We start from the raw sequence: 15,495 nt of genomic DNA, 5'->3' as shown, positions 1-15,495 counted from the left end.
GTAGGTGCGTCATGCCGGGCCGGGTGGACCCCCACTCGCGCGAGGCCGCCGACGGCGTGAATCCCCGGTGTGCCGCCGTGCCCCGGGCCGCGCCCGCAGCGCTCCCGATCCGCTGGGCGGCGGCGGATTCGGTGCGAGACCTGCCCGGAAACGTGGCAGGCTGGACGGCTGTGCCGACCTCCGACCGACCCGCCGAGAACGCCGAGCCCGTCGAGCTGTTGCGTACCGCCCTCGAGGTGATCGCCGAGCACTCCCCGCAGGCGATCGAGCTCGGTCGCACCTTCGCCGACGCCGGGCATGAGCTCGCCCTCGTCGGCGGGCCCGTGCGGGACGCCTTCCTGGGGCGGGTGAGCGCCGATCTCGACTTCGCCACCAGCGCCCGCCCGGACGAGACCGAGCAGATCCTGGCGCGCTGGGGTGACGCGCACTGGGACATGGGCAAGGAGTTCGGGACCATCGGGGCACGCCGGGGGGACGTCGTCGTCGAGGTGACGACCTACCGCACCGAGGCCTACGACGCCACCTCCCGCAAGCCCGAGGTGGTCTACGGCGACACCCTCGACGGCGACCTGTCCCGCCGTGACTTCACCGTCAACGCCATGGCGCTGCGCCTGCCCGAGCTGGTCTTCGTCGACCCATTCGGCGGGCTCAGCGACCTGGCCGAACGGATCCTGCGGACCCCCGCTGCGCCCGAGCAGTCCTTCGACGACGACCCGCTGCGGATGATGCGCGCCGTGCGCTTCGCCGCCCAGCTCGCCATGGACGTCCACCCCGGGGTGCTGGCCGCGATGACGGCGATGGCCGGCCGCCTCGACATCGTCTCCGCCGAGCGCGTGCAGGCCGAGCTCGTCAAGCTCTTCCTCGCCCCGGCCCCCCGGCGCGGGTTGGAGCTGATGGTCTACACCGGTCTCGCCGACCATGTGCTGCCCGAGCTGCCCGCGCTGCAGCTGACCATCGACGAGCACCACCGCCACAAGGACGTCTACGAGCACACGCTGACCGTGCTCGACCAGGCGATGGATCTCGAGACCGGCCCGGACGGTGCCGTGCCCGGGCCCGACCTCGTGCTGCGGCTGGCGGCTGTGATGCATGACATCGGCAAGCCGGCCACCCGCCGGATGGAACCGGGCGGTGGCGTGAGCTTCCACCACCACGAAGTGGTCGGAGCGAAGATGACCACCAAGCGGATGAAGGCGCTGCGCTTCGACAAGGCGACCACGCAGGCGGTCTCCAAGCTCGTGGCCCTGCACCTGCGGTTCCATGGCTACGGCGAGGCCTCCTGGACCGACTCGGCGGTGCGGCGCTACGTCACCGATGCCGGGGACCAGCTCGAGCGGCTGCACCGGCTCACCCGCGCCGACTGCACGACCCGGAACAGGCGCAAGGCCGCGCGGCTGTCCCACGCCTATGACGATCTCGAGAACCGGATCGCGGCGCTCGCCGAACAGGAGGAGCTGGGCCGGATCCGGCCCGACCTCGACGGCAACGCCATCATGGAGATCCTCGGGATCGGGCCCGGCCGTGAGGTCGGTGCCGCCTATCAGCACCTCCTGGCGCTGCGGATGGAGCAAGGCCCGATGTCGCGGGAGCAGGCCACGACCGAGCTGCTCACCTGGTGGGAGAACCGGCAGGCCTGAACGCGGTCGATTCGTAGCACGCGTCCGCCGGCGGCGCGCACCAGCCGAGGTGTTCGCTTCAGCCGGCGGACACCGGGCGGGGCTCGTCCCGCAGGGCCCTGACGGCGGAGCGGTAGCCCGCCCCGAGCACCAGATAGAGGACCGCGAGAGCGAGGAACACCGCCCGGGACCAGCCGGTGTCGGGTAGCACCGCGGCCGCCACCGCCGCGGCCCCGGCGAAGGCCCCGTTGTAGAGGGTGTCGTAGAGGGAGAAGGCGCGACCCCGGTAGCCGTCGGCGGTATCGCGCTGCACGATGGTGTCGACGGCGATCTTGGCTCCCTGCACCGCCAGGCCCATCAGCACCGCCGCCGGGGCGATGACCGCGAACGTCGGTGCCGTGGCCATCAGTACCTGGCTCAGTGCCCCCAGCCCGAGGCAGATGACCACCCAGGTCGACGGGGAGACCCGCTCGTGGGCCAGCGGCGTCAGCACGATCGCCAGTCCGTTCCCGGCGAAGGAGATGCCCGAGAGCAGCCCGAACATCGCCAGCCCCGCAGCCGGGTCGGCCGGGTCGGCCAGCAGATTGCGGGAGATGAGGATCAGCGCGATGAAGTTCACGCCGTAGAGGAACCGGTGGGTGGCCATCACGCCCAGGGCCGCCCCCGGGGTGCGCCGCGCCACCAGATAGCGCGCCCCGGCCACCAGGTCCGCGGCAGTGGCGCGGATGTCCGCCCACGCCTGGCCCGCGCCGCGCAGCCGTGCGCCCAGGTCGGGGCCGAGCTGATCCTTGCCGAGCCGCAGCGCCAGCAGCGAGGCGAGGCCGAAGACGACGGCGGCGAGGGTCAGCACGAGTCCGTCCTTGCCCGGCCCGTCCGGCACCAGCAGTCCCAGCAGGAACCCGACGCCGGCCCCGAGTACCGCGGCGACCGCGCCGAGGGTGGGGCTGAGGGTGTTGGCGATGAGCAGCTGCTCGCGCGGCACCACGCGGGGCAGGGCGGCCGAGAGTGCGGCGAGCAGGAACCGGTTCACCCCGAGCGTGACCAGGGCGAGGACGTAGACGGCCACGGACACGCCGTCGGTGACCATCAGCACGGCCAGGGCCAGTGCCAGCACGACCCGCGCGGCGTTGCCGACGGCGAGCACCTGCCGCCGTCGCCAGCGGTCCAGCAGCGGTCCGGCGAACGGACCGACGATCGTGAACGGCAGCAGCAGCACCGCGAAGGCCGCTGCCACCGCCTCGGCCGTCGCGAGATTCTCCGGGGAGAAGAAGAACAGCGTGGCCAGGCCGGCCTGGAACATCCCGTCCCCGCTCTGGGAGACCAGGCGCACCGTGAACAGGCGGCGGAAGCCGCGGTGGACCGCGACGGTGCGCAGGTCGGTCAGGACGCTCATCGCTGCGCAATCTATCGCCTGCCGCTCCTCAGCCGTGGCAGGCAAGGTCAGCCTTATTGCGAATCGATCGTAATAGCGTGCTAGGGTCGGGGCGATGACCGCACCGATGAGCCGCGACGCCTGGAGTGCCGCCCTGCGCGCCATGGGCCGGCGGGTCACACGCCAGCGGCTCGCCGTGCTCGAGGCCGCGCACCGGCTGCCGCACGCCAGTGCGGAGGCGATCCTGCACGAGGCGCGCACCGCACTGCCCGACCTCACTGCACCCTCGGTGTACCAGGTGCTCGCCGACCTGACCGAGTGGGAGCTGCTGCGCAAGCTCGAGACCCCCGGTTCCCCGGCGCGCTATGAGACCCGGATCGGCGACAACCACCACCACGTGATGTGCATCCGGTGCGGCGCGGTGGAGGACGTGCCCTGCATCGTCGGGCACGCGCCGTGCCTGACCCCCGCGCCCGGCACCGGCATGCGCGTCCTGACGGCGGACGTGCTCTTCCAGGGCATCTGCGCCTCCTGCGAGAGCAGCCAGGTGGCCGGCGGGCACGAGGCCGGCCGGTACCCACCCCTCGACATTCCCGGACAACCCGTCCCCGATCCCACCAGGAGTCCCGTATGACCGATGTGACCACGACCAACACCGGCACCCCGGTGGCGAGTGACGAGCACTCGCTCACCGTCGGCAACACCGGCCCGATCGCGCTGCACGACCACTACGTGGTGGAGAAGCTCGCGCAGTTCAACCGCGAGCGCGTCCCCGAGCGCGTGGTCCACGCCAAGGGCGGCGGCGCCTTCGGCACCTTCGTCACCACCGGCGACGTGTCGAAGTACACCCGGGCGGCGCTGTTCCAGCCGGGCGCGGAGACCGACATGCTGATCCGCTTCTCCACCGTGGCCGGGGAGCAGGGCAGTCCCGACACCTGGCGCGACCCGCGCGGATTCGCGGTGAAGTTCTACACCAGCGAGGGCAACTACGACCTGGTCGGCAACAACACCCCGGTCTTCTTCATCCGGGACGGGATCAAGTTCCCTGACTTCATCCGCTCCCAGAAGCGCCTGCCCGGCTCGGCGCTGCGCGACCACGACATGCAGTGGGACTTCTGGAGTCTCTCCCCGGAGAGCGCCCACCAGGTGACCTGGCTGATGGGCGACCGCGGCATCCCCGCCACCTGGCGCCACATGGACGGCTTCGGCTCCCACACCTACCAGTGGATCAACGCTCAAGGTGAGCGCTTCTGGGTGAAGTACCACTTCGAGACCAACCAGGGGAACGAGTTCCTCAGCGCTGCCGAGGCGGACGAGCTCGCCGGTCAGGACGCCGACCACCACCGGCGCGACCTGTACAACGCGATCGAGTCCGGCGACTTCCCCTCCTGGACGCTCAAGGTGCAGGTGATGCCGTACGAGGACGCCAAGACCTACCGGTTCAACCCGTTCGACCTGACCAAGGTGTGGCCCAAGGGCGACTACCCGCTGATCGAGGTCGGCACGATGACGCTGAACAAGAACCCGGAGAACTTCCACGCGCAGATCGAGCAGGCGGCGTTCGCGCCCTCGAACTTCGTGCCGGGCATCGCGGCCAGCCCGGACAAGATGCTGCTCGCGCGGATCTTCTCCTACGCCGACGCGCACCGCTACCGGGTGGGGACCAACCACGCCGAGCTGCCGGTAAACGCCCCGAAGTCGCCGGTGCACTCCTACTCCAAGGACGGCGCCATGCGGCACGACTTCCGCCCGGCCGACACCCCGGTGTACGCGCCGAACAGCTTCGGCGGGCCCGCCGCTGACCCGGCCGCGGCCGGTGAGGGCAACTGGGAGTCCGACGGCGAGATGCAGCGGGCGGCGCAGAACCTGCACGCCGAGGACGACGACTTCGTCCAGGCCGGCACGCTCGTGCGCGAGGTCCTCGACGACGCCGCCCGCGAGCGGCTCGTGGGCAACATCGCCGGGCACGTGGGCGAGGTCCGCTCGGAGGACATCCGCGAGCGTGCCTTCGCCTACTGGGACCAGGTGGACGCCGATCTGGGCCGTCGGGTGCGCGAGGCCGTGCACGCCCTGCGCGGGGCCTCGGTGAGCTGAGAGCGAGCTGAACCGGGCTGACGAGCAGCCCGTGCACGACGGCGCCCGCCCCCTTCGAGGGGCGGGCGCCGTTGTCGTGTGTGGCCCGCCCCACCTTGATCGTCCGTTCAACCCGGCCTACTCTGCTGTTCAACAACGGGGTACGGCCGGGCGCTGGGCGCGTGTCGACGCCGCATATGTCACCACGAGGGGAAGACACCATGACCGAGGTCCACCGCTCCACCCGCAGCCGCAAGGTCCGCGCCGTTCTCGCCGGAGGGCTCGTCCTGGGCGTCGGCGCCGCCGTCACGCTCGCCGCCTGGAACGACAGCGAGTTCGCCTCCGGCCTGTTCACCGCCGGGCAGTTCGACCTGCAGGGCTCGACGACGGGCGCCACGGAGGGCTACACCGATCACGAGTCCGCCGGCGGCGCCGCCGAGCTCACGTTCACCGCGCCGTTCGACAACCTGGCGCCCGAGGACGTGGTCTACGCCCCGTTCTGGGTGCGCCTGGCGGCCGAGACCACCAGCCCGGCCACGCTCGACCTGGTCACCCTCGACTCCACCGATGGCACGGGCACGAACTCGGAGAACCTCAGCTACGAGATCTACGCCATCGCCGTGGACGCCACCTGCGACGAGACCGCGACCGAGGGCACCCTCCTCGGCTCCGGTGACACCCTCACCGACGACCCGGCCGTCGCCGGCGAGACCGTGCCGCTGACCATCGGCGACCCGACCACGGAGCCCGGCGAGGCCGTGCTGCTGTGCACCGTCGTCACCGCGGGCGAGGACCTGGAGCAGGGTGGCGACACCACCGCCGTGTGGCAGTACACCGCGACCTCTGAGTGACGTGGGGCGCACGCGGCACGAACCACGGCACGCCCGGGTGAGGGGTTCGGGCCCGCGGCGCACGCGGCTGCTCCGGCTGCGTGCGCTGCTCGCCGGCGGGCTGGTGCTCGGCCTCGGCAGTGCGGTGACCCTGGCGGCGTGGAACGACAGCGAGTACGCCACCACCACGGTCACCGCCAGCACCTTCGGTGTGGTGGGGTCGGTGAACGGGGGTGCGTTCTCCGAACATCCCACCAGCGGCTCCGCGGCCACGCTCGCCTTCTCGCCGGCGGTCCCCGCCTTCTCGCCCGGAACGGCCGGGTACACGAGCTTCGGCGTCCGGACCACGGCATCCTCGACCGTCGGGGGTTCGGTGACCATGCAGACCCCGACGATCGCGGGACCGGCCGCGCTGCAGAACGCGATGCGATACGCCGTACGGCTGATCCCTAGCGGATCGTCGTGCAACGCCGCGCTGTTCACCAACACCTCCGCCCCGGTGATCGTGCCGAACGAGACCGCGCTGGCCACGGCGGTGCTGCCGAACGCGCGGCCACTGACGGCGGCGGCGGGGAGCACGGTGTCCTTCTGTGTGCGGATGAGCATGATCGCCGGAGCCTCGACCGACGCCCAGGGGCAGACGCTCATCGCCACCTGGCAGTTCCTGGCGACGTCGGAGTAGCCCGTGGACCTGATCCCTCGTCCGTGCCCGGCCCGGGCCGCACCGATGGCACGCGCCGTGTGCGCGGTGCTGACCGCCGGCGTGCTGCTGGTGGCCGCGGGCTCGGCGGCCTCGGCCGCTGCCGGGCCCGAGCGCGAGGAGATCGTCGGTGACGTGCTCCGCCTGGTCTCGGTGCAGGACCGCGCGGCGATGAGGTCGATGGAGCCGGGCGAGTCCGTGCCGTGGGACGTGCAGGTGTCCGCGAACGAACCCGAGGGGAGTATCGACCTCTCGCTGGTGGCCGTCCAGGCCGAGGGCGGGTTCACCGTCTCGGTCGCCGCCTGCGAGGCCGAGGCGAGCGGTTGTGGCCGCGCGGTGCTCGACCGGGTACCGGTGACCGGCGGGTCCTCGCTGGAGATCGCCACGCAGGCCGCCGCCGAGGCGATCTGGTACCGCGTGAGCGTCCAGCTCTCGGAGGAGGCCACCGCTCCGGCCTCGACTACGCTACGCCTGCTCGCCGAGGGGGCCGGTGATGAGATCTCCACCGACGGCGAGGTGGGCCTTCCGACCACGGGCGCCTCACTGCTGTGGCCGGCCGTGCTGGCTCTCGGTGCGGTGTTGCTCGGGGCGGCGATCGCGGTCGTGGCCCGGCGGAGGCTGCGATGACGGGCGGGAGGCGGGTGCGGGCGGCGCTCGCGGCGGCTGGTGTGCTGGTGCTCGCGGCCGTGGCGGCCGGGGGGCCTGAGCCGACGACGGCGGCCTGGACGGACGCCGAGGTCGCGCGGGCGTCGGTGATGGCGGCGACGCTTGCTTCACCTCGGGCGGGCACCTGCACGATCGGCGTACTGAGCGGCACCTCAACCTTTACATGGCTCGCCCCGGAACCCGCTCCCAGCAGTTTCAGCTATGAGTGGCGAGTCCTGAGATCCGACGGAAGTGTCGCAAGCAACGGAACCCTGACCAGCAGTACGCGAGAACGTCAGGTCTCCGCGGCCCTGGCTCAGACCACACGCACGTTCCAGGTGCGCGTGGTGTCGGGCTCGTGGCAGAGTGCCTGGCTCAATGGTCAGATCGTGACAGTGGTCGGTGGCCTCATCGGTGATTGCTATTGGACATGACCCGCCCACGCCCGACCCTCGCCCGCCTCGGCGACGCCGCCCTCACCGCCCTCGCCGTCGGGGGCGGCCTGTGCATCCTCGCCGTCGTCCTGGCCGTGGTCATGAACATCACGCTGATCATGTTCTCGACCGGCTCGATGGCCCCGACCATCCCGGCCGGATCGGTCGCCGTGGTCCAGGAGATCCCCGCCACCGAGATCGAGCCCGGCGACGTGGTCACCGTCGACCGCCCGGGCGCCCTCCCGGTCACGCACCGGGTGCTGGAGATCCTGGAGACCGACGGCGAGTCGGTCACCTTCACCATGCAGGGCGACGCGAACGAGGACCCGGACCCGGCCCCCTACACGGTCGAGCGGGTGCGGCTGGTGCTGGCGTCCGTGCCCTACCTGGCCTCCGTCGTCGTGTGGTTCGGCCACCCGTTCGTGCTGGGCGGCCTCACCGTCACGGCGACGGCGCTGGTCACCTGGGCGTTCTGGCCCCGCCGCGGCCGGGATCGCTCGGGCAAGGAGCCACCCGCGACGGCCGATCAGGCCTGAGGTTCGAGCAGCACCTTCAGCGCCTCGCCGGCCTTGGCCAGCTCGAACGCCCGGTCAGCCTCGCGCAGCGGCACCCGGTGGGTGATCAGCTCGGCGAACGCCTCCGGTGCCCTCGCGACGATCTCCATCGCCTCGGCGCAGTCGGCGGCGGTGTTCGCCGTCGAGCCGGTGACCAGCAGCTCGCGGTAGTGGATGAGGTTCGCATCCACGGTGACCTCACCCTTGCCGGAGGGGAGGCCGGCGAAGAAGTTCACCCTGCCGCCCTTGGCGGCGGCCCGGACGGCGTCGGTGAACACCTGGTGCACCGGGGTGGCGGCGATGACCACCTCGGCACCGATGCCGTCGGTGAGCTCGAACACCGTCTCGACCAGGTCCACCGCGCGTGGGTCGATGGTCTCGTCGGCACCGTAGTGGCGTGCCAGCTCACGGCGGGCGGCCGAGGTCTGGCTGACGATGATGCGGCGCACGCCCGCCTGCTTGGCCAGCACCACCGCGGTCAGCCCGATCGGGCCGGCGCCGCACACCAGCACGGTGTCCTCGCTCGTCAGTCGCAGCGGGCGCAGGCCGCGCACCACGGCCGCGACCGGTTCGATCATCGCCGCGGTGATCAGGTCCAGCCCCGGCGGGAGCGGCAGCACGTTCCCGCCCGCGACACCCCGGGCGGTGACCCGCACGACCTCGGCGAAACCGCCGTCGAAGGTCAGCCCCACGGAGGTGTAGTCCTCGCACAGCGGCCCCAGGCCCTTGCGGCACGGGGGGCACTGCCCGCACGCGATATTGGGGGCGATGGCCACCGGCGTGCCGGGCTCCAGGTCGCTGCGCCCGGAGCGGTTCTCGCGCACCCGGCCCACCGATTCATGGCCGGGCACGCGCACCGTGCCGGGCGGGAACAGCCGGTGCTGCCCGCGGGCGATCTTCAGGTCGGTGCCGCAGATGCCGGCGGCGACCACGTCGATGGTCACCTCGCCCTCGGCCGCTCTCGGGACGTCCTTCTCGCGCAACGCCAATCGGCCGTCGCTGCCGTACTCGTAGGCCAGCACCTGTGCTCCCTTTCGTCGCTGCCCCCACCGTAAGGCAGGCCTCGACGGTGGTGCGTGGCCGCCCTCATCGTGGACGCCTCAGTCGAAGTCGAACAGGTCCTCGAGCCAGCTGTCCTTGCGCTTGCGACGGTAGCGCGGGTCGCGGCGGTCGTCGGGGTGATAGCCGCGGCCGCCCGGGTGTCCGTACCCCGGCATCGGCGCCGGGGGCGGTGGCGGTCCCGGGACGGGGCCGTCGTCGAACGGGCTGCCGTAGCGACCCTCGTCGACGGGAGCCGGCTCGTACCTCGCCGCCGGGGGAGGCGGGGGCGTGGTCTGCCCGAGCGGGTCCGGACCCGCCCGGTCGATGATCTTGTCGAGCTCGCCGCGGTCCAGCCAGACGCCGCGGCAGTCGGGGCAGTAGTCGATCTCGACGCCACTGCGTTCGCTCATCACGAGTGTGGCGCCATCGGTGGGGCACTTCATCGCACTCTCCTTCAGGCAGGTCCAGCGTGCTCAACGCGTGGCCCCGGCCGGGAGTTCCGGGAGCCGGCGCCCCGGATCGCTCGCCGGACCATCGCGGGCCGGCGAGCGATCGGTCGCTCAGCCCGCGATGAACTCCTCGACCTTCACCCGGCCGGCCTGATCCTCGTACTGCTCGGGCGGGGACTTCATGAAGTAGCCCGAGGCTGCCAGCACCGGACCCCCGAGCCCACGGTCCTGGGCGATCTTGGCCGCGCGCAGGGCGTCGATGATGATGCCGGCCGAGTTGGGTGAGTCCCACACCTCGAGCTTGTACTCCAGGTTGAGGGGCACCTCGCCGAACGCGCGCCCCTCGAGGCGCACGTAGGCCCACTTGCGGTCGTCGAGCCACTGCACGTAGTCGGAGGGGCCGATGTGGACGTTGCGGGCGCCGAGATCGTGGTCCACGTTGGAGGTCACGGCCCGGGTCTTGGACACCTTCTTCGACTCCAGGCGGTCCCGCTCGAGCATGTTCTTGAAGTCCATGTTGCCGCCGACGTTGAGCTGGTAGGTCCGGTCCAGCACCACACCCCGCTCCTGGAACAGTCGCGCCAGCACCCGGTGGGTGATGGTCGCCCCGACCTGGGACTTGATGTCGTCGCCCACGATCGGCACCCCGGCGTCGGTGAACTTCTGCGCCCACACCGGGTCGCTGGCGATGAACACCGGCAGCGCGTTGACGAACGCGACGCCGGCATCCAGCGCGGCCTGGGCGTAGTGCTTGGCCGCCTCCTCCGAACCCACGGGGAGGTAGCAGATGAGCACGTCCGCCTGCGACTCGCGCAGTGCCGCGGCCACATCGACCGAGGCGGCCGGTGACTCCTCGATCGTCTCCAGGTAGTACTTCCCGAGCCCGTCCAGGGTCGGGCCGCGCTGGACCGAGACCCCCAGCGGCGGGACGTCGGCGATCGTGATGGTGTTGTTCTCGCTCGAGCCGATCGCCTCGGACAGGTCGAAGCCGACCTTCTTCGCATCGACGTCGAATGCGGCGACGAACTCGATGTCGCGGACGTGATAGGGGCCGAACTGCACGTGCATGAGGCCGGGGACGGAGCCGGCGGGGTCGGCGTCAGCGTAGAAGTGCACGCCCTGGACGAGGGAGGCGGCGCAGTTGCCGACCCCCGCGATCGCTACGCGGATGCTGCTCAATGTTCTCTCCTTGACGTGGCGGCACCGGCCGTCGACGGCGGTGCCGGGATGACTAGCGCGAGGTGACAAACCGATAGGTATGTCTGGTACCTATGGTAGGGCGAGGTGGGCTCGTTGTGGCAGCGGCCGCCGTCGGGCGCGGTGTGAGCACGCTCACCAGCGGGGCGCGGATTGTGTGGAAGGCACGTGAAGAGCGGCGGCGGGGTCCAGGAGTGGAACGCATACTGGGGAGAGTGCGCACGCGCGGCGGACCCCGTGCGGGCCAGGACGACCAGGAAGGCCCCCAGTGGCACAAGGACGAGGTACAGGTCGCGGATCATCGGACTCCTCCGGCCGCGAGGGTGACAGTGCGCCGAAGCGGCGCAGCGTACGTGACTCCGGGCTGAGCACCTCCGCGGGGCGCTCGGGCTCGGGAGGGTCGGGTGCGCCGTCGGGCAAGCGGCCGGCGTCGGCAGCCGCCGGCACCGCCGCGAGCGCGCGCGGCGGGGGCAGGAAGCGGTTCTGGAACTACCCGCGCCGGGGCAAGGGCCCCGTGATGCGCTGGCTGCCGGGCTGGCGCTTCCTGCTCGGCGCGGCGGGCAGCCTGGTGCTCGTGGGGGCGGTCCTGTTCGGCATCGCCTACGCCATGGTCGAGGTGCCCGATCCGGACGACTTCGCCCTCGCCGAGGGCTCGGACATCACCTACGCCGACGGTGAGACGAGCATGGGCTCGTTCGCAGAGGTCGATCGCGAGATCGTCGACCCGGCACAGGTGCCCGAGCACGTCGGTGCAGCGATCGTGGCCTCCGAGGATCGCCGCTTCTACTCCAACGTCGGCGTCGATCCGGTGGCGATCGCGCGCGCGTTGTGGAACAACCTGCGCGGCAACGACACCCAGGGTGGCTCCACCCTGACGATGCAGTACGTCGAGCGGTACTACACCGGCCAGACCTCCGGCTACGTCGACAAGTTCCGGGAGGCCATCCTGGCGCTGAAGATCGACCAGCAGCAGAGCAAGGACGAGATCCTCGGCGCCTACATGAACACCATCTACTTCGGCCGCGGGGCGTACGGGATCGAGCGTGCCGCGCAGGAGTACTTCGGCCACCCGGCCTCGGAGCTGACGGTCTCGGAGTCGGCGCTGCTGGCCGGCATCATCCCCTCGCCGGGCAACTGGGACCCGGCCGTGGCCCCCGACCAGGCGCAGGCGCGCTGGGAGCGGACGCTGTCGTTCATGGTCGAGAACGACGTGCTCACCCAGGCCGAGGCGGACTCCCAGGAGTTCCCCGAGGTCGCCGAGCCCACCCGCACCGACACCTACGGCGGGCCGAACGGGTACCTGCTGGCGATGATCCGCGAGGAGCTGATCGCCGCCGGCTTCACCGAGGACGAGATCGACGGCGGCGGTCTGCAGATCGCGTCCACCATCGACGCCGATCTCCAGGCCCAGGCCGTGGAGGCCGCCGAGAACCTGCCCGAGGACACTCCCGACGGCGTGCGGGTGGCGCTGACCTCGATCGACAACAGCACCGGCGGGATCCTCGCGCTCTACGGCGGGCCCGACTTCGTGGAGCGCCAGCGCAACGCCGCCACACAGGATGTGGCCCAGGGAGGCTCCACGTTCAAGCCGTTCGCACTGATCGCGGCGCTCGAGAACGGCGCCACGCTCGAGCAGCGCTACCCCAGCTACGCCCCGATGGAGATCGAGGGGTTCGAGGTCAACAACTTCGACCGGATCAACCGCGGCTCGATCGACCTGGTGACGGCCACGGAGAACTCGGTCAACACCGCCTACGTCCAGCTCAACAACGAGTACGGCCCGGACAACCTGGTCGACGTCGCGCACCGGCTCGGCCTGCCCGAAGACACCTCCGGCCTGGAGGGCAACCTGGTCAACGTGCTCGGCACCGCCTCTCCGCACCCGGCGGACATGGCCGAGGCGTACTCGACCATCGCCTCCGGCGGCGTGCACCACGAGCGGTTCATCGTGGGGTCGGTGACCAACCGCGACGGGGACGTCGTCTACACCGGTGGCGCCGAGGGGGAGCGGGTGGTCGAGGCCCAGGTGGTCGCCGACGCCACCTTCGCGATGCAGCAGGTGGTCCAGAGCGGCACGGGTGAGACGGCGTCGCAGATCGGCCGGCCGGCGGCCGGCAAGACCGGTAGCTCCAACGACTACCGATCGGCGTGGTTCGTGGGCTTCGTGCCGCAGATCACCACCTCGGTGGCGATGTACCAGATCGGGGCCGACGGCGAAGAGGTCTCCATGGTGGATGGCTGGGGCGGCGTGGCGCCGATCTCCGGTGGGAGCTACCCCACCGACATCTGGACGCAGTACATGAGTTCCGCCGTCGAGGGCCTCGCCGTGGAGGAGTTCCCGGAGCGGTCCGCGCCCGAGCGGGTGTACGTGCCGCCGGCGAACCCGCCGCAGCGCGAGCCCTCGCCGGAGCCTACCGAGGAGCCGACGGAGGAGGAGACCACCGAGGAGCCGACCGAGGAGCCCACCGAGGAGCCGACGCCGACGCCTACTCCGACCCCGACGCCGACACCGACCGAGGAGCCCACCCCGAGTCCGACGCCGTCGCCCTCCCCGACGCCGACCGAGGAACCGTCGGAGGATCCCGACGGTGGCAGCGACGGAGGTTCGGGCGAGGGTTCGGACGGCGGGTCCGACGGTGGGTCAGGCGGGTCCGGCGGGGGATAGGGCCGTCCGACACGCCGCCCGCAGTCTGACCCGTTGCCGCCGGTAGGTCCCTCGCCCCGCGGTCAGTCGGAGCCACTGCTGACGGTCGCTCGCTCTGCCGCAGATGCGTCACTCGGCGGCGTCGCGGAGATCACGCCCGGGATGTCGCGCCGGTCCGGTAGGCTGGTGGGGAATCTCGTGCACCGTCATGCCGGGCACCCGTCCGGCGAGCGGGCACGAGAGCACGCATCACCCTCCTGTCACGGAAGGACCGTGACCGCCTAGTCCGAAGGAGGTGGGTTCAAGCATGCGTCACTACGAACTGATGGTGATTCTCGACCCGGCGATCGACGAGCGCACGGTTCCCGCGTCGCTCGAGAAGTTCCTCAACGTCATCACCAGTGGTGGTGGGACCGTCGACAACGTCGACATCTGGGGCAAGCGCCGCCTGGCATTCGAGATCGCGAAGAATCCCGAGGGCATCTACGCCGTCGTGGACATGCACGCGACGCCGGAGCTCGCCCAGGAGCTCGATCGCCAGCTCGGCCTCAGCGAGTCCATTCTCCGCACCAAGCTCATCCGACCCGAGACGCGCTGAGCGCGTTCTCCCGTAAAGGAGCGTCATGGCAGGCGAGACCGTCATCACCGTGATCGGCAACCTCACGGCCGACCCGGAGCTCCGGTTCACCCCGTCGGGTGCAGCCGTAGCCAACTTCACGATCGCGTCCACCCCCCGCACGTTCGACCGTCAGTCGAACGAGTGGAAGGACGCCGAGACGCTGTTCATGCGGTGCTCGATCTGGCGTGAAGCGGCCGAGAACGTCGCGGAGTCCCTCACCAAGGGCATGCGCGTCGTCGCTCAGGGCCGTCTCGTCCAGCGCTCCTTCGAGACCCGGGAGGGTGAGAAGCGCACCGTCGTCGAGATGCAGGTCGACGAGGTCGGCCCCTCGCTGCGGTACGCCACGGCCAAGGTCACCCGCGCCCAGCGCGGTGGTGGCGGCGGTGGTGGCGGCTTCGGCGGCGGCGGGAACGCCGGCGGCGGTTACGGCGGAGACCAGGGTGGCCAGGGCGGCTACGGCGGGGGACAGCCCTCGCGTGGCCAGTCCGAGGACCCGTGGGCAACGGGTGGCTCGAGCTTCGGCGACGAGCCTCCCTTCTAGACCATCACCACTGCGCGCCCGCGTGAGCGGCGCGAGTATTCAAGGAGCACAGAACAATGGCGAAGCGCGACAACCGCAAGCCTGTCGTGAAGAAGAAGGCCAATCCCCTCAAGACCGTCAAGCTCGAGGGGCCCATCGACTACAAGGACACCGCGCTGCTGCGGAAGTTCATCTCGGACCGCGGGAAGATCCGCGCCCGCCGAGTGACCGGTGTCTCCGTCCAGGAGCAGCGTCAGATCGCACGGGCCGTCAAGAACGCCCGTGAGATGGCCCTGCTCCCCTACTCGAGCTCTGCTCGCTGAGGCCGGGAGGAACAGCCATGGCAAAGCTCATTCTCACCCACGAGGTCACCGGCCTCGGCACTGCCGGCGACATCGTCGACGTCAAGGACGGGTACGCCCGTAACTTCCTGCTCCCGCGCAACCTGGCCACTCCGTGGACCAAGGGTGGGCAGAAGCAGATCGACCAGATCACCGCGGCTCGCCGCAAGCGTGCGATCGCCTCGATCGAGGATGCTCGCGCGGTGCGGGACTCCCTGCAGGCCAAGACGTTCGTGGTGCAGGTCAACGCCGGCCCGAACGGCCGTCTGTTCGGTTCGGTCACCACCGCTGACATCGCCGATGCCATCAAGGCCTCGGGTGGTCAGCAGGTCGACCGTCGCACCATCGAGATCGGTCAGCCGATCAAGAGCCTCGGCAGCCACCAGGTGCAGGTGCGCCTGCACGCCGACGTCTCGGCCACCGTGGACCTGAACGTGGTCCCCGGCGCCTGACGTTCCGC

General features: G+C 71.0%; 17 protein-coding genes. 13 read left to right on the top strand and 4 right to left on the bottom strand.

Annotated elements, in window-relative coordinates; all coding sequences use genetic code 11:
* Positions 1 to 11 precede the first annotated feature (11 nt).
* Positions 12 to 1,637, top strand: a complete 1,626-nt coding sequence (locus tag LQF12_RS16310; protein ID WP_435531200.1) for a CCA tRNA nucleotidyltransferase — start codon at positions 12 to 14, stop codon at positions 1,635 to 1,637.
* 58 nt (positions 1,638 to 1,695) lie between these two features.
* On the opposite strand, the gene LQF12_RS16305 is transcribed toward LQF12_RS16310, so the two are convergent.
* A complete protein-coding gene (locus LQF12_RS16305) occupies positions 1,696 to 3,009 on the bottom strand; it encodes an MFS transporter (RefSeq protein ID WP_231053953.1) in 1,314 nt (437 codons plus the stop codon).
* 94 nt (positions 3,010 to 3,103) lie between these two features.
* On the opposite strand from LQF12_RS16305, the gene LQF12_RS16300 reads away from it, so the two are divergent.
* The 7 genes from LQF12_RS16300 to LQF12_RS16270 all read left to right on the top strand — a co-directional run bounded on the left by LQF12_RS16300 (position 3,104) and on the right by LQF12_RS16270 (position 8,206).
* A complete protein-coding gene (locus LQF12_RS16300) occupies positions 3,104 to 3,622 on the top strand; it encodes a Fur family transcriptional regulator (RefSeq protein WP_231053952.1) in 519 nt (172 codons plus the stop codon).
* Entirely contained in the window at positions 3,619 to 5,082 is a 1,464-nt protein-coding gene (locus LQF12_RS16295; RefSeq protein ID WP_231053951.1) for a catalase, read from the top strand. Before LQF12_RS16300 ends, LQF12_RS16295 begins: the two co-directional genes overlap by 4 nt.
* Positions 5,083 to 5,282: 200 nt before the next feature.
* Positions 5,283 to 5,912, top strand: a complete 630-nt coding sequence (locus LQF12_RS16290) for a SipW-dependent-type signal peptide-containing protein (protein WP_231053950.1) — start codon at positions 5,283 to 5,285, stop codon at positions 5,910 to 5,912.
* A gap of 37 nt (positions 5,913 to 5,949) precedes the next feature.
* Positions 5,950 to 6,573: a SipW-dependent-type signal peptide-containing protein gene (locus LQF12_RS16285; protein ID WP_231053949.1), complete on the top strand. Its 624-nt coding sequence runs from the start codon at positions 5,950 to 5,952 to the stop codon at positions 6,571 to 6,573.
* Between the two features lie 3 nt (positions 6,574 to 6,576).
* Positions 6,577 to 7,218, top strand: a complete 642-nt coding sequence (locus LQF12_RS16280; RefSeq protein ID WP_231053948.1) for a hypothetical protein — start codon at positions 6,577 to 6,579, stop codon at positions 7,216 to 7,218.
* Positions 7,215 to 7,670, top strand: coding sequence for a hypothetical protein (locus tag LQF12_RS16275; protein ID WP_231053947.1), 456 nt, complete (start codon positions 7,215 to 7,217; stop codon positions 7,668 to 7,670). The genes LQF12_RS16280 and LQF12_RS16275 overlap by 4 nt, the downstream gene beginning before the upstream one ends.
* The gene (locus LQF12_RS16270) at positions 7,667 to 8,206 is read left to right on the top strand and encodes a signal peptidase I (protein WP_231053946.1); all 540 of its coding nucleotides are present in this window, start codon (positions 7,667 to 7,669) and stop codon (positions 8,204 to 8,206) included. Before LQF12_RS16275 ends, LQF12_RS16270 begins: the two co-directional genes overlap by 4 nt.
* Here the strand turns inward: LQF12_RS16270 and LQF12_RS16265 are convergent.
* The 3 genes from LQF12_RS16265 to LQF12_RS16255 all read right to left on the bottom strand — a co-directional run bounded on the left by LQF12_RS16265 (position 8,197) and on the right by LQF12_RS16255 (position 10,893).
* Positions 8,197 to 9,246, bottom strand: a complete 1,050-nt coding sequence (locus tag LQF12_RS16265; protein WP_231053945.1) for a zinc-binding dehydrogenase — start codon at positions 9,244 to 9,246, stop codon at positions 8,197 to 8,199. The two genes, LQF12_RS16270 and LQF12_RS16265, sit on opposite strands and share 10 nt — an antisense overlap.
* Positions 9,247 to 9,324: 78 nt before the next feature.
* Positions 9,325 to 9,708, bottom strand: coding sequence for a TFIIB-type zinc ribbon-containing protein (locus LQF12_RS16260; protein WP_231053944.1), 384 nt, complete (start codon positions 9,706 to 9,708; stop codon positions 9,325 to 9,327).
* A gap of 117 nt (positions 9,709 to 9,825) precedes the next feature.
* Positions 9,826 to 10,893, bottom strand: coding sequence for an inositol-3-phosphate synthase (locus LQF12_RS16255; RefSeq protein ID WP_231053943.1), 1,068 nt, complete (start codon positions 10,891 to 10,893; stop codon positions 9,826 to 9,828).
* 535 nt (positions 10,894 to 11,428) lie between these two features.
* Between LQF12_RS16255 and LQF12_RS16250 the strand changes: the two genes are divergently transcribed.
* The 5 genes from LQF12_RS16250 to rplI all read left to right on the top strand — a co-directional run bounded on the left by LQF12_RS16250 (position 11,429) and on the right by rplI (position 15,487).
* Positions 11,429 to 13,576 carry a transglycosylase domain-containing protein gene (locus LQF12_RS16250; protein ID WP_231053942.1) on the top strand — a complete coding sequence of 716 codons (2,148 nt, stop codon included), beginning with the start codon at positions 11,429 to 11,431 and terminating at the stop codon, positions 13,574 to 13,576.
* Positions 13,577 to 13,862: 286 nt separating this feature from the next.
* Positions 13,863 to 14,153, top strand: coding sequence for a 30S ribosomal protein S6 (gene rpsF / locus LQF12_RS16245; RefSeq protein WP_231053941.1), 291 nt, complete (start codon positions 13,863 to 13,865; stop codon positions 14,151 to 14,153).
* 25 nt (positions 14,154 to 14,178) lie between these two features.
* Positions 14,179 to 14,715 (top strand): single-stranded DNA-binding protein, encoded by a 537-nt coding sequence (locus LQF12_RS16240; RefSeq protein ID WP_231053940.1) that lies wholly within the window; start codon positions 14,179 to 14,181, stop codon positions 14,713 to 14,715.
* Positions 14,716 to 14,771: 56 nt separating this feature from the next.
* On the top strand, positions 14,772 to 15,017 hold the full coding sequence (rpsR, locus tag LQF12_RS16235) for a 30S ribosomal protein S18 (RefSeq protein ID WP_231053939.1): 246 nt from the start codon (positions 14,772 to 14,774) through the stop codon (positions 15,015 to 15,017).
* Between the two features lie 17 nt (positions 15,018 to 15,034).
* Complete coding sequence (gene rplI, locus LQF12_RS16230; protein WP_231053938.1) at positions 15,035 to 15,487, top strand: 50S ribosomal protein L9; 453 nt, start codon at positions 15,035 to 15,037, stop codon at positions 15,485 to 15,487.
* Positions 15,488 to 15,495: the final 8 nt, after the last annotated feature.

It is taken from the genome of Ruania suaedae (assembly GCF_021049265.1).
GTDB lineage: Bacteria > Actinomycetota > Actinomycetes > Actinomycetales > Beutenbergiaceae > Ruania > Ruania suaedae.
Note: the sequence above shows the minus strand (reverse complement) of the source record. Positions and strands in the feature narration are given on the sequence as shown.